We start from the raw sequence: 14,043 nt of genomic DNA, 5'->3' as shown, positions 1-14,043 counted from the left end.
AACTAAATTGCAATTCCTAATATTGTCACAAGGAATTAAAACATGAATCATGAGGGCTACCTATCTTTTTACAATTGCATTTTTATCAATATTTTCAGGGCTTAGTGCACAAAATGAAAAGCCAAAATTAGTGGTGGGTATTGTGGTAGACCAGATGCGTCAGGAGTATCTATTAAGGTTTGGTGATAGGTTTCAGGAAGGTGGTTTTAAAAGATTGATGGACGATGGTTTTGTATTTAAAAACATGCATTACAACTATATTCCTACCAAAACTGCACCGGGTCATGCCTCAATATACACGGGCACAACACCGGCTGTTCACGGGATTACAGGAAATGACTGGTATCAGCCGGATCTGGAAAGGGAAGTTTATTGTGTAGAAGATGAGCATTATAAAACCGTGGGTTCCGATTCTGATAATGGTCAGATGTCACCGAAAAGATTACAAGCAACTACCATTACAGATGAGCTGATGTTGTTCAGCCAATATAAAAGTAAGGTGTTGAGTATGTCTTTGAAGGATCGGGGAGCGGTTCTTCCTGGCGGCCATAGAGGTGAGGCTTATTGGTATGATAACTCCATTGGTGATTTTATTACAAGCACATACTACATGGATAAATTGCCTGATTGGGTAAGCCAGTTCAATAAAAGAGGATTGACAAAATCCTATTTGAGCAAAACGTGGAATACATTATATGATATAAACACATATACTGCAAGCAGCGAGGATGCGGATAGCGCGGAGAAGACACTCAATGGCTTGTTTACCAGCTTCCCATATGATTTAAGCAAGGTCAAGGATGACTTTGGTATAATCAGAAATACACCTTTTGGGAATGATATTTTGGCAGATCTATTTGTATCGGCCTTGGATAACAATGATTTTGGAAAGGATAACTATACTGATTTTATTGCTATAAGTTTTTCTGCCACAGACTATATGGGCCATGATTCTGGGCCTTATTCTATAGAGGTGGAAGATGCTTATTTGAGGCTGGATCAGAATATAGCTGCTATGCTTAAAAAGTTGGATGAAAAAGTTGGAAAGGGGAATTATACCGTTTTCTTGTCTGCAGATCATGCAGTAGCTCCAATTCCTCAGTATATGAAGAACAACAAATTTGGAACTGATTATTTCAACAAGCGATCAGAAGTTAAAGAACTGACAGCAGTATTGAACCAGAAATATGGTGAGGCAAAATGGATCGAATATGCCATCAACAATCAGTTGTACTTGGATCATGACCTGTTAAGAGAAAGGAAAATAGATATTGATGAAATGGCGGATTTCATAGCAGACTATCTGACGGATGTTGATGGGGTTCAGTTTGTCTATACCGCCAGCGAAATTAAGCTAACTCCGTGGAGTGATCAGGATATGAAAGGTAAGTTTGCCAGAGGTTATAATATTAAAAGGTCTGGTGATGTAATGTATGAGTTTTACCCGGGGTGGATAAATGCGGGTTCCAGTGATGCAACAACGCACGGTTCTGGTTATAGTTACGACACACATGTGCCTATGCTTTGGTATGGAAATGGAATCAAAAAAGGTGAGTCTGTTAAGAGGTACAACATTACCGACATAGCTCCAACCTTGTCTATGCTACTCAATATTTCATTGCCTAGTGGCGCTACTGGTGAGCTATTATATGAGTTGTTTGGAGATTAGTAAAAGAAATACTCTTCTTGTTTAACTGAGATCAATTTTAGATGGAGCCTCATTATTGAGTGAATTTTCCACTTAAGTTCAATCCAACTCGATTCTTCTACATCTGGTGGGTGAATGAATCTTTCTGATAAATCGTTAACTTTAAGAAATCAATAATAGCTCAGATGGATTTACAGACAACCAAACTCAGTGTGATGCAAAAAATCATGGGTGTTACAAAACCTGCACTTTTAGATAAAATCAATGATCTATTAGATAGAGAATTAATTGTGGGTTATACGGTGACTGGTGAACCATTGACTATTGAATCCTATAACAAACGGTTAGAAGAAGCAGAGCAGCAACTCAAAACGAACCAATATATCAGTCAGGAGGACATAGAAAAGGAATCTGAAAATTGGTAATGAATAAAGCCAAAGTTGTCTGGACAAAGCAAGCGAAAGAAGCACTCAAAGACATTTACGATTATTATAAGGAGAAATCTTTGCAAGGTGCTAAAAATGTAAAAGAAGACTTGCTCAAGGCTCCCAAATCCATCTATTTTTCTAAACAATACCAACTTGATGATATTAATCCTAAATACCGCAGAATTGTGGTTAGGGAATTTAAAATATTGTATAAGGAAGATCAGGATGTTATCCAGATACTGGACATTATTTGCACCAGGCAATCTCCGGAAGTTCTAAAGAGTAAATAATCACATTGTGGGTGAATATAATTTATTCTAGTTTTTTTGAAGCATTTAGAATCAATTGAGTAATGAGCTAGCATAGTTGATTCGTGTTTCAGGGACTCAAAATAGAATCATTATATGCACTATTCAACCACTAATAAATCACCATTTTAATAGTTGCCCTTTTTTGAGTATCATTAAGCCTCTTACAAATGGGCTATGACAAAAACTGAAGAATTTAGTAATCGATGGGGCATTGTCCTTGCTTCATTGGGAATGGCAATTGGGGCAGGTAATTTATGGCGCTTTCCACGGCTGGCAGGCCAATATGGAGGTGCTTTTTTAATCTTATGGATTGGATTTTTGCTGATCTGGTCGATACCTATTTTGATGGCCGAGTTTTCCATAGGTAAGAAATTTAAAAAGGGTGTTATTGGCTCCTTTGGCAGCGTATCAGGCAAGGGGTTAACCTGGGGCGGGTTTTTTATTACAGTATGTACTTTGGGCATAGCTTTTTACTATGCAGTAGTTACAGGCTGGGCCCTGCAATACTTGGGACTGGCGAGTCAGAACCTGTTTTCATTCATTACAGGGAGCAAGACCATTGCCGTTCACTTAGCTGAAGACCCAACATATTTAGAGACTTATTGGGACGGGATATCCAATGGAAGTATGTCCACTGTAATCTTATACATACTGGCTGTCATTGCTGGTATATATCTTTTGATCAAAGGTATTCAAAACGGTCTTGAGAAGGCAAATAAAGTACTGATCCCTAGTCTTTTTGGACTGTTGATTGTTATTACGGTCATCTCGCTAAATATGGAAAATGGCTTCAAAGGCCTTGAGTATATGTTTGCTATCGATACTAAACATTTCTCTAACCCAACCATCTGGATCGAGGCACTGTCACAGTCAGCATGGTCAACAGGGGCAGGTTGGGGTTTGATCATGACTATCTCATCTTATTCTAGAAAGAAAGAAGATGTGGTGCTCAATACCTTTATTAGTGGATTTGGAAATAATACAGCTTCAATAATGGCCGGTGTGGCAATTTTACCAGCTGTTTTCGCTTTGGCAGCTAATGAAGGAGAAGCTGTTTCATTTCTTCAAAGTGGCAATCAGGCATTGACATTTACGATTATACCAAAGTTGTTTTCCACCATCACCGGAGGAGCGATACTTTCATTTATCTTCTTTTTAGCATTTTTTATGGCGGCATTCAGCTCGCTTTTACCAATGCTTGAGCTGTTTATTGCTAACCTGAAAGATATGGGATTGACCAGAAAATCTGCAGCCATGAGAACGGCCATATTCTGTATTATATTCGGTTTCCCATCAGCCTGGTCATTGAATTTCTTCAACAATCAGGATTGGGTTTGGGGCATCGGCCTGATTATAAGTGGCCTGCTAATAATCATTGTTGTTTTGAGGTATGGAATTTCAAAATTCAAGAAAGACTTTATAGATACTGATTCTGACTTGGATGTACCATTGAAGTACTTCTCGATTACACTTTGCTTTAACGTAGTACTGGCGGTGGTATTGATTTACTGGTGGATGTCAAGAGGGTATTCTGAAAACCCATGGTTTGATGCCAATGGCAATTGGAATGTTTTTGATGTTTATAGCAACGCTTCGGTAGTTACTCAATGGGCCATTGCATTAATTGCAGGCATTGCCATCAACAAATATCTTTACAATAAATTTGTCAAATCATGAGCGCAGGAGCGATTATATCAATGATTTTTATAGTAGGAGTAGTTGTTGGAGGCTTCCTTTATTTCCTAAGACTGGCTATGAAAAATGAACAGTCGAAGAAAGCTGATTAAAACTCACTAACAACCACAGCTATCTTATCGCCTTTTGGACTAACAGCTAATCTTGAAATTCCAGAGAGGCCGAATTCCTTTAAATCTATAATGGGCATCCAGCCTTTTTCATTATCGTACTGATGAAGTATATCGCCCTGCCCCATAATCATAACATTCTCAGGTGTCCAGGCCAGATCTTCAGAACCTTCCAAGGCATCAGCTATTTTAACTTTAATACCAGTTTTTGGATCTATGGAGTTGATAGCAAAAGGAGTGGTCTTTTTGCTCAAATAACTAATCAAAGGCTTATTTGGGATGTTAAGCAGACAACGGCCAATGGTGTCATCTAGAATTTCATTGGTCTTTTCCTTCAGGTTGTATTTCCTCAAAGTAAAGGTGTCACCTAAGACAAAAAGTAATACAGTATTTGCGTCAGCCCAGCAATGGTAGCCAACAACTAAATCGTCAATCAATACCACTGGTTCTTTTTTATTTGGCAGGTATTTTACCAAATACTGCATGCTGTCATAGATGCAGCTAAAAGCTTTCTCACCAAATACAGGTGTAGGAGAGTATTCATTTGCCCTCGTGTTGATCAGGTATTCATGGGTCCTCTTTTTGAAATCATAAAGTGCCACATCAGTCTGACCATTTTGGGTGCTGGTAAACATTAAATTTCCCTGTGGAGTGAAATGAGGCTGATTATCGTAACCTTTATTTTTATTGGAAACATTAACAGGATTACTGATCTCATATTTTCCGTTGGTGAAATTGAGGTCAAAAACATAAACTTCAGTATCTGGCTGAGCCAGGGCAGCGGTAGTGGCTAGTAGTAGTAAAATGATTATTCTCATAAGGCAAGATAATCACTTTAGGACTACTTTGTCAAGTTAAGCCTGGGTGTCTTGCTGAGCTTGTCGAACCATGTTTATAGTAAGATTTCGACAGGCTCAATCTGACATTCTTGGGCAATCTCAAGAAACATGACAAAGTAGAGTTAATATGAATGGGCTAAACTTTTATACCAACAACCCGGAAAGGAAGTAGTAAAATCGCTTTGATCAATTCAAACAATGCATTGATTGAAACACCTACAAGCCTAAAAGGAATTGAAATTATCCAGATGATTGGGTAAAGGAATATTGCCAGAATAGCTATTGGCCAGCACAGCACAAATAATATGCACCACAATAAAAATGACATTAAAAATCTCATGATTCGTTGAACGGAAAACCCACTTTAAGGTTCAATTATATGGAGCCCTTATGGGCAATAATTGAGAACATCTGATAACCATTTTTAAATTGGCAGCAAATTTCAATATGCAATTGCAAATAGAGATGCCATAAATAGACATTTAAAGCCAAACCAATTACATTTGAGACTTATTGTTAGTGAAGGAGAATGAGATATTTTTTACGCGGATTAGTACTGATTTTAATCACCGCTGTTTCTGTAGCCCAGTCAAAGGATTTTCAACTTATTTATAAAGATGGTAAGGTAGGCCTTTCTGATGCCACTGGAAATGTTATTATTCCTGCTGAATACGAAGAGCTAGGCTGGAGCACTGGTGAAGATGAGCCAACCAGCAACACCATAGGATATCGAAAAGGGGAATTTTGGGGCCTTTTAGCTCTAGACAATCAAAGGATAACTGAACCAGAGTATACAAATTTATACCCGGCAAAGGGGGGATTTTATATAGCTTCGGTACGAGGCAAGATTAGCCACAACGACTTTTTAGGAGTGATCACCAACCAGGGTAAAGTCATTATCCCATTTAGATATAATGCCATTAAGCTCGATGGCCTGCGTGCTGTTGTTGGGGTGAAATATGGCAGGCAATATAAGTTTGGAGTAGTAGATATGGCCGATAAACTGGTAATACCGATTGAATATAAAGATATAGTCAGTCTTGGTCATTTAAGGTTTGCCGTTAAGAATTTTGATAACAAAACAGCCATTTTTTCTGATGCAGGTAAACCTGTTGTTGATTTCGTTTTAGATAGTATTTCGAACTACCAAAATGGCCATGCTATTATCTATGCCAACCACCAGCTTGGAGTGGTTAACAATAATGGACAAATAGTTGAAGAACCGCAGTTTCAGGATGTTCGACTTGAAGATGAACTACAAGTAAAAGCTTTTGACGAATGGCAGGTGCTCAAAGCAGGTAAAGCTTCATTATCAATGAATTATGATAACATCATACCCTTTGGCAATGAAAATTATAAAGTGGAGGCCAATGGTAAAAGCTGGGTAATTAACAAAGAAAACAAATCGCTTACGCCCCAAAGATTTTCATGTATAGAGGAACCGGTAAATGGAAAAATGCTATTCAGGTATCATAATAAATGGGGAATTATAGATACGGGCGGTGAAGTTTTTATGAGGCCAAAGTATGATTCCCTCATACTTAACAATGATGTTATCTATGCCAAAAGCCAGGGCAGCTGGTCATTGTTCGACTTTCATGGCATACAAAAATCCAATACCAATTACGATGAAATAGGAAGACGGACAGGTTATTACTATCCGGTAAAAAAGAAAAACCACTGGGGCTTTATTGATAGGTCTGGTGATGAAGTTATTCACTGTGTTTATGATCAGTTAGGTGAGATTATAAATAATATGGTCGTAGTAAGGTTTCATGGTGAGTATGGCATTCTTGATAAAAATGGCGACTGGGTGGTTTTGCCTCAAAAGGGAAGATTAACAATTATCAATGATGATTATTACCTTATTAAATCTGGCAAGTTAAGCACATTGAAAAGCTATGATGATGAGACTATTTACTTCACAGAAAATCAAGTGGATATTATGGAAGATCATTTACTTGAGCATTTGTCTGACGGAGGATTGTGGAAAATTGATTTTAATGGCAGAATAGTAAATAGGGATATTCCACAACAGCGATTTGAAGAAATCAGGTCTTCAGGCGAGGGTCTATTTGCTGTAAAATATCAGGGGCGGTTTGGTTTTGTTGATAATCAGAACAGACTTATTATAGCCAATAGGTATGAAGATGTGGGTGACTTTGGTGATGGATTGGTAAGTATTAAGTTGTTGGGTAAATGGGGCTATATTGATAGACATGAGAATATAATTATCCAACCTGTTTATACTGAAGTAAGTATTTTCAAGAACAATATGGCCATTGTAAAAGCACATACGGGGTATGGTATTATTGATAAACTGGGCAAAAAACTAACTCCACAAAACTTTGATCAGATTACTTCATTACCATCAGGAAGGTTCCTTGTTAAAAAAGAGGGCAAATATGGTTTGCTGGATTCTGAAGGTGGATTTTTGATAAATGCCAAATATGACATGCTTGAAGAGGTTAACGATAGGTATGTGAAAGTGAGCCTGTTTGGCAAATATGGAGTATTAACCAGCAATGGGGTAGACGTTATTCCCCTTATGTATGACGACCTTTTTTATGATGCCAGGTTTGATGAATATCTTGTAAAGAAAAAATCATCATGGGTAAAAGTAGCGCAATAATATTTTTAGTAGCTTTAGGCTTTACTTAAAGAATATATGTCAGCCTGGACCACAGTTATTTTTCTAGTCATTTCCGGATTTGTACTTCTCATTGTTGAAGTGCTATTTGTGCCCGGCACTACAGTAGTTGGTATATTAGGATTGATTGCCACGGTACTGGGCATTTATCTAAGCTTTGACTATTTCGGAAGTGAAGTAGGGTGGTGGTTTACTTTAGGGTCAACCGTGTTTTTTGGTCTTGCTATTTATATAAGCTTCAGGAATAAAACATGGGAAAAGCTGGCACTCAAAGACACCAATGAAGGCAAGGTCAACGAGGGGCTTACCGACAGCCTGGCAGTAGGAGATAAAGGAGTAGCTATTTCTACCTTAAAGCCAATGGGCAAGGCAGAACTTAATGATAAAGAATATGAAGTAAGGACCACAGGTGCTTATGTAGATTCTGGCACCACGGTGCAAATAACGAAAATTGAAAAAAATAATATAATAGTAGAACCAATCAACTAAAACTAATGGAAGAATTCGGATTAATTGCGATTATTTTTCTGGGTATAATAGGCTTTTTTATATTCATCTATTTTATCCCAGTAGGGCTTTGGATTACGGCCCGTTTCTCAAATGTAAATGTGGGCTTGTTCGAGCTTATGTTCATGAGGATACGAAAAGTGCCTCCTGGAGTGATTGTCAATTCAATGATTACAGCTACCAAAGCGGGGCTAATTGTAAGTACAAAGGAATTAGAAACACACTACCTGGCTGGTGGTCATGTTCCTTCAGTTATCAAGGCATTAATCTCTGCCGATAAAGCCAATATCAATTTGACCTTTAAGCAGGCCACTGCCATTGACCTTGCAGGTCGTGATGTTTTTGAGGCGGTACAGATATCTGTAAATCCAAAAGTGATAACTACGCCTAAAGTGGCCGCTGTGGCTGCTGATGGTATTCAGCTTATCGCCATTGCAAGGGTAACTGTAAGGGCTAACATCCAGCAGTTGGTTGGTGGTGCCGGAGAAGATACCATCCTTGCAAGGGTTGGTGAAGGTATTGTAACCTCTATCGGTTCAGCAGAGTCGCACAAAAATGTATTGGAGAACCCTGATAAAATTTCGAAGCTTGTATTGCAAAGAGGTCTTGATGCAGGTACAGCATTTGAGATTCTGTCTATTGATATTGCTGATGTAGATGTAGGTGCTAACATTGGAGCTAAACTTCAAACTGATCAGGCTAGTGCTGACCTTAAAGTAGCTGAAGCTAAAGCTGAAGAGCGTAGAGCCATGGCCGTAGCGGTAGAGCAGGAGATGAAGGCGAAAGCACAGGAGGCAAGAGCTAAGGTTATTGAAGCAGAGGCGGAAGTACCAAAAGCTATGGCCGAGGCCTTCAGGCAAGGTAACTTAGGTATCATGGATTACTACAAAATGGACAACATAAAGGCTGATACCGAAATGCGTGAATCTATCGCCAAACCTGGGAAAAGTTCTTCCAAGCCGAAAGGTAAAGGGGAGTAAATAAAGCTTGAATTTGATATAATAAAGGCGCCCACGGGCGCCTTTATCGTTTGAACTGGGTCCTGTTCTGAAATAAAGCTTCAAAAAATTCAATTATTTTAGAAAGGTGAAAAAGTACATAAACATCAAACGCTTATAAGAAGATGTGTAACTATCCACGGTTTGCTGAGATTAAAACATCAGAAAAATCGTTAAATTGTAAATAAATAAAATTTGAATATGGCTTTACAAGCAGAGAAAGAATATATCAAGTCGGAATTAGACAAAATAGAAGACATACATTTGGTAGAAGCGATAAGAAATATGCTGGATTTTGGTAAAGCTAAAAGGTACGAGCGTAGTTTGTTTCCTATGACAAGGGAATCCTTTTATGAAAGGAATGCACTTTCCAGAAAAGCTATAGAAGAAGACCAGTTACTCACTCAGAAAGAAGCTCAGGCATATTTTGCCAAGAAACATGCCAAGTAAGAAAAACACTATTAAGTGGACTCCGTTTGCGCTTAGCTGTCTGGATGAGATATATGAATATGTAAGGTTCAAAGAAAAATTCCATCCTCCGGCAGCAAAATTAGTGAATACAATATTTGACAAAGTAGAACAGCTAACTGCCTTTTCAGAATCTGGATAACGCGAACCATTTTTAACAGAAATAGGCCAGAATAGCCGCTACTTAATTGTTGCTAGTTACAAGGTTATTTATGAGTATCAACCCTTGAACAAAGTGGTGATTGTTACTGATGTTTTTCATACCAGCCAGGATCCAGGTAAATTAGGGCGTGTTTCGAAGTAATTTTTCGCCTCTAATATTATGCTCTTGCCTCTGTTTAAACAGCATTTAAAAAAATATGCTCGTCTATGGCAAATTCTTGAAATATAAGGATGGAGTTAGAGTAAAGATTTAGGGTTTTACTTCAAAACAGAAGACCTGTATTATGTTAACGTCAAGGAGGAAATAATAGCTGCAAAGTATTCACTTATACAAAATCTTACTCCTCATCACTGTAGCAATAGACAGGGCCCTTATCTTAATTTGATCGGCATTGTTACCCTTAAATAGCTCATCTACAGTTGTATTGAATATTTCAAGCCAAACTTGAAAGTGTTGTTCGGTTAAAGCATGTAGCTCATTCAGATCTTGATGAACGGTTAGTACGTTGCCCTTGTATATTGTCTTTTGAAAGAGGGCACTTTCCCAAAAGTCACAGATGATAGGCAGGTGTTTTTCCAAATCCAGTTTGGCCACTTCAGTAAATAAAAAGCCTATTTCTTCATTGCTGAGCACTTTACCATAAAAGGCATTCATCAATTGCTCAATATCCTTCCTGTTTGAAATATCCGTCATTAATTATTTCCCTTAATCGTTGACAATAATACTTGATTGAATCAATTTGCATGTGATCATTAAGAAATAAACTACAGCTCATGAAAATAGTTTCCTGGAATGTTAATGGCATCAGGGCCATTTTAAAAAAAGATTTTAAGAATAGTATTGATGCATTAAGTCCTGATGTCTTTTGTCTTCAAGAAACAAAGGCGCCCCTGGAAGAGGCACAAACAGCGCTTCAGATATTTGATGATTATTCGAGTTATGTCAATTATTCCAAAGCCAGAAAGGGTTACTCCGGCACTGCCATTGTTACCAAAGAAAAGGTGTTAAACGTGACCCATGATATAGGCATAGAGGAGCATGACCAGGAGGGACGTGTAAATACGGCTGAGTTTGAAAATTTCTATTTGGTAAACGTTTATACCCCTAACTCAGGGGCTGGCCTAAACCGCCTCGATTATCGTGAAGATTGGGACAAGCAATTTTTGCACTATTTGAAGAATCTGGAAAGTAAAAAACCAGTAATTCTGTGTGGGGATTTGAATGTTGCGCATCAGGAAATTGACATTGCCAGGGCAAAGGAAAACTACAATAAATCAGCCGGTTACACTCAAAGGGAAATAGATGGCTTTGAAAAATATTTAGCAAATGGCTTTGTGGATACTTTCAGAAAGCTTCACCCAGATGAAGTGAAATACAGTTATTGGAACTATATGTTCAATGCCAGAAGCCGAAATGTTGGATGGAGAATTGATTATTTCCTTGTAAATCAGTCGCTTATGAGTAAAGTGAAATCAGCCGAAATACATAATGAATATATGGGCTCTGATCATTGCCCGATAAGTATTACTATCGAAAACTAGGGATTTGTTACGGAATTGGTTTGTTAAATCTATTCAATAATAAAACCTTAAACAGAAAATAAGAAAGATTATTTGAGTCAATTAATAGCATAAGTTTTGAGAAAAAGGCAGCCATTCAAGCTGCTTTTTTTTATTTCCAAACCGCCTGTCTAATTTTTTTCACTTGAAACAAACTATGTCAATTATCTAGTTTTCAGTTATTTAATATTTTGCAATTGACAAATCTCAAAATTTCATTTGGCCGTTTATCCCAAATCCCCCATATTGCGGGGTAATTTAATTTCAACTTAAACCAAAAATTAATCTTATGAAGAAGTTCAATTCTTTATTAATCGCATCGGCTTTTGCAGCTGGTATCTTTTATTCTTGCGATAATGCAAGTGTGGCTCCTGAGATCGAACCTATTTCTGCGGAAGTCCTAGGGCAAATCAAGTCCATGGGTTTTAGCACCGAAGGGGCTATTAAATTTGAGTCGGGTTACCTGGTGGAAAATGACATTTACCTTACAGACCATGACTTGAAGGAAATGAAGACTGGTGACCGTTTACCTATCTTAGAGCAGTACAGCACAAACAATCTTGTTTGTGGCCCTAGAAACATAACTGTCTACGCTCCAGTAGGTGGCAGAAATGGCTACAGTGCAGGTATGATTGCCGGTCTTGATTTGGCAATTTCAAGGTACAATGCTCAAAACCTTTCAATTACATTCTCAAGAATCTCGTCATCAAGCGGTGCAGATATCGTTATGACAAGATTGAGTAAAAGAGATGAAAGAAGAGGTGTGTTAGGTTCGGCTGGATTCCCAACTAATGGTTGTGATCCTTATGGACAAATCAAAATGAGTGGTATCCTTGAGTCAAGCTATGGCCTAAGCACCGGTGGTATTGCTACAATCATTGCTCATGAAATGGGTCACTGCATTGGCTTCCGTCATACTGACTTTTTTGATAGAAGTATCAGCTGCGGTGGTAGTACTGCCAACGAAGGTGATGGCGGTGTAGGTGCAAACCACATCCCAGGAACACCAACAGGCGCATCTGCTTCTGCTAAGTCCTGGATGCTAGCTTGTACAGATGGAGGGGACAGACCTTTCAACAACGATGATAGAACAGCATTAAACTATTTATATTAATAGTTCAACCTGTAAACCAAACCCGAAAAGGCGTCCTAACCAGACGCCTTTTTTTATACTATAGGGAGCCCGTTAGCGTCAGTAGTAAGCACCTCGCTCATGTAATTGAAATAGGGGCGTAGAAGTGCAAACCTTTCTGACATCAGTTTAGCAAAGCCTTTGCTATTGGCCTCTGCCTCGCTAAACTGGCTGATAAAATAGAATTGCTTATATCTTATAAGATCTGCAGCCGGATGTTCTTTGTCAAATCCTTTAGGCGCTGTTTTCAGTTGTTCACCTTGTAACTCGCCAAAATGCCTTTTGAATCCTTTGTCATTCAGTATTTGACGCATAGGCTCATCATCCTCGGCTATTTCTTCCCTTATTCTTTGCAGGTCTTCTTTTGATGGGGAAAAGAAACCACCACCTATAAATACATTGCCGGGCTCGATATGGAAATAGTAGCCTCCGCGCAGCCATTTAGTCCCTCTTTTAAAAGATCCGCTAAAGTGGGTTTTGTATGGTGATTTATCCTTGGAAAACCTTACATCTCTATAAATTCTGAAAAGTGATTTTTTCCCTGAAATCGTTTCAAGGTCATCATGTTTTTTCATTTCAGCTAACAGGTCATCGGCAAATGATATTACGGCCTCATGCGCGGATACATATTTATCTTTATTTTCACCAAACCAATCCCTGTTATTATTCTTTCGAAGGTTGTTGAGAAACTTGAAGACAGATGGATCTATGGAACTCATGAGTAGATGTCATTAAGTATTCCGGCCAATCTTATTCCGGCTTGCTGTAGTCTTTTTTCTACTGTTGACCAGTTGTCATAAAGGTATTGGTATCCAAGTCTTTTATTTTCTGGCAGATTGTAAACCTGAGGCCTTAAATCCATGGACTCTTTTGCCCATACCAGCACATCATCCTGTTGCCAAAGTTTGATGATATCTGGGTCAACATGATCTATGGAAGACGCTAATTCTGTATAACTGAATTCTTTGCTTTGAATCATGTCCGAATCCCATACCCTATGAAGGTTTGAATCATCACTAAACCAATTGACTTTTACGGCATTGCCCCCAATATCCTCGCCTGTCCCAACATGTAATGGTTGATGAATATCTCCTACTAAATGAACCAGTATTTTGATATTCATAACTTCCTGTTCTTTCGTTAGATTACCAGACTTTAACTCTGATATGACTCTATTGATAGTCTGTATGACATCACCATTTTCATTTTTTTCTGTTTCGGCATAAGTTTTACCTTCCGGAATAGTTACCCAATGCCAGTCACTGGCATGCCTGAAATCCGGATTAGACTTTTCATCGTCCATCCAAACACTAATAATAGCTAGCGATTCATGAAAAAGCAGCTCCTTTAGCTTCTTTTTGGTTTTCTTATTGAGGTGCTTTTGTGCTACTAACCCAACAGTACGATGACCAATTTGTCCCCATGAAAATGCTTGCCCTACACTAAAAATCGTAATTAATAAAAATGCGATTACTCTAACTCTAACCATGTCTTAATCTTTGAAAATCTAAAAATATCAAAAACATTATTAACGG

At 38.3% G+C, this 14,043-nt stretch carries 16 protein-coding genes; 12 read left to right on the top strand and 4 right to left on the bottom strand.

The features are described from left to right. Nucleotides 1-49 precede the first annotated feature (49 nt). The 5 genes from pafA (at nucleotide 50) to RIB54_RS17625 (ending at nucleotide 4,174) form a co-directional block, all read left to right on the top strand. The gene (pafA, locus tag RIB54_RS17645) at nucleotides 50-1,669 is read left to right on the top strand and encodes an alkaline phosphatase PafA (RefSeq protein ID WP_350102116.1); all 1,620 of its coding nucleotides are present in this window, start codon (nucleotides 50-52) and stop codon (nucleotides 1,667-1,669) included. Nucleotides 1,670-1,833: 164 nt separating this feature from the next. Beyond that, the gene (locus RIB54_RS17640) at nucleotides 1,834-2,073 is read left to right on the top strand and encodes a hypothetical protein (protein ID WP_350065678.1); all 240 of its coding nucleotides are present in this window, start codon (nucleotides 1,834-1,836) and stop codon (nucleotides 2,071-2,073) included. Then, nucleotides 2,073-2,366, top strand: coding sequence for a type II toxin-antitoxin system RelE/ParE family toxin (locus RIB54_RS17635; RefSeq protein WP_350065679.1), 294 nt, complete (start codon nucleotides 2,073-2,075; stop codon nucleotides 2,364-2,366). The genes RIB54_RS17640 and RIB54_RS17635 overlap by 1 nt, the downstream gene beginning before the upstream one ends. A 195-nt stretch (nucleotides 2,367-2,561) precedes the next feature. After that, complete coding sequence (locus RIB54_RS17630) at nucleotides 2,562-4,064, top strand: sodium-dependent transporter (protein WP_350102115.1); 1,503 nt, start codon at nucleotides 2,562-2,564, stop codon at nucleotides 4,062-4,064. Then, nucleotides 4,061-4,174, top strand: a complete 114-nt coding sequence (locus RIB54_RS17625) for a MetS family NSS transporter small subunit (protein WP_350102114.1) — start codon at nucleotides 4,061-4,063, stop codon at nucleotides 4,172-4,174. The genes RIB54_RS17630 and RIB54_RS17625 overlap by 4 nt, the downstream gene beginning before the upstream one ends. On the opposite strand, the gene RIB54_RS17620 is transcribed toward RIB54_RS17625, so the two are convergent. Further along, nucleotides 4,171-5,010 (bottom strand): hypothetical protein, encoded by an 840-nt coding sequence (locus RIB54_RS17620; protein WP_350102113.1) that lies wholly within the window; start codon nucleotides 5,008-5,010, stop codon nucleotides 4,171-4,173. The genes RIB54_RS17625 and RIB54_RS17620 overlap by 4 nt on opposite strands. Nucleotides 5,011-5,560: 550 nt before the next feature. Between RIB54_RS17620 and RIB54_RS17615 the strand changes: the two genes are divergently transcribed. The 5 genes from RIB54_RS17615 to RIB54_RS17595 all read left to right on the top strand — a co-directional run bounded on the left by RIB54_RS17615 (nucleotide 5,561) and on the right by RIB54_RS17595 (nucleotide 9,796). After that, on the top strand, nucleotides 5,561-7,663 hold the full coding sequence (locus tag RIB54_RS17615) for a WG repeat-containing protein (protein WP_350102112.1): 2,103 nt from the start codon (nucleotides 5,561-5,563) through the stop codon (nucleotides 7,661-7,663). Between the two features lie 36 nt (nucleotides 7,664-7,699). Beyond that, nucleotides 7,700-8,170, top strand: coding sequence for an NfeD family protein (locus RIB54_RS17610; protein ID WP_350064807.1), 471 nt, complete (start codon nucleotides 7,700-7,702; stop codon nucleotides 8,168-8,170). Between the two features lie 5 nt (nucleotides 8,171-8,175). Continuing rightward, entirely contained in the window at nucleotides 8,176-9,168 is a 993-nt protein-coding gene (gene floA / locus RIB54_RS17605) for a flotillin-like protein FloA (protein ID WP_350064809.1), read from the top strand. A 219-nt stretch (nucleotides 9,169-9,387) separates the two neighbouring features. Next, complete coding sequence (locus RIB54_RS17600) at nucleotides 9,388-9,636, top strand: hypothetical protein (RefSeq protein WP_350102111.1); 249 nt, start codon at nucleotides 9,388-9,390, stop codon at nucleotides 9,634-9,636. Then, nucleotides 9,626-9,796 (top strand): type II toxin-antitoxin system RelE/ParE family toxin, encoded by a 171-nt coding sequence (locus RIB54_RS17595; protein ID WP_350064813.1) that lies wholly within the window; start codon nucleotides 9,626-9,628, stop codon nucleotides 9,794-9,796. Before RIB54_RS17600 ends, RIB54_RS17595 begins: the two co-directional genes overlap by 11 nt. Nucleotides 9,797-10,138: 342 nt before the next feature. Here RIB54_RS17595 and RIB54_RS17590 read toward each other — a convergent pair whose 3' ends face one another. Then, nucleotides 10,139-10,510 (bottom strand): group III truncated hemoglobin, encoded by a 372-nt coding sequence (locus RIB54_RS17590; protein ID WP_350102110.1) that lies wholly within the window; start codon nucleotides 10,508-10,510, stop codon nucleotides 10,139-10,141. An 80-nt stretch (nucleotides 10,511-10,590) separates the two neighbouring features. Here RIB54_RS17590 and RIB54_RS17585 point away from each other — a divergent pair, with 80 nt between their 5' ends. Beyond that, the gene (locus RIB54_RS17585; protein ID WP_350102109.1) at nucleotides 10,591-11,358 is read left to right on the top strand and encodes an exodeoxyribonuclease III; all 768 of its coding nucleotides are present in this window, start codon (nucleotides 10,591-10,593) and stop codon (nucleotides 11,356-11,358) included. A 307-nt stretch (nucleotides 11,359-11,665) separates the two neighbouring features. After that, the gene (locus tag RIB54_RS17580) at nucleotides 11,666-12,490 is read left to right on the top strand and encodes a M57 family metalloprotease (RefSeq protein WP_350064819.1); all 825 of its coding nucleotides are present in this window, start codon (nucleotides 11,666-11,668) and stop codon (nucleotides 12,488-12,490) included. A gap of 53 nt (nucleotides 12,491-12,543) precedes the next feature. On the opposite strand, the gene RIB54_RS17575 is transcribed toward RIB54_RS17580, so the two are convergent. Beyond that, on the bottom strand, nucleotides 12,544-13,227 hold the full coding sequence (locus RIB54_RS17575; RefSeq protein WP_350102108.1) for a DUF2461 domain-containing protein: 684 nt from the start codon (nucleotides 13,225-13,227) through the stop codon (nucleotides 12,544-12,546). Continuing rightward, nucleotides 13,224-13,997: a S1/P1 nuclease gene (locus RIB54_RS17570; protein ID WP_350102107.1), complete on the bottom strand. Its 774-nt coding sequence runs from the start codon at nucleotides 13,995-13,997 to the stop codon at nucleotides 13,224-13,226. Before RIB54_RS17570 ends, RIB54_RS17575 begins: the two co-directional genes overlap by 4 nt. Nucleotides 13,998-14,043: the final 46 nt, after the last annotated feature.

This window comes from Fulvivirga sp. (assembly GCF_040218215.1).
Classification (GTDB): Bacteria; Bacteroidota; Bacteroidia; order Cytophagales; family Cyclobacteriaceae; genus Fulvivirga.
The sequence above is the reverse complement of the archived record's forward strand: the minus strand, read 5'-3'. Positions and strand labels throughout refer to the sequence as shown.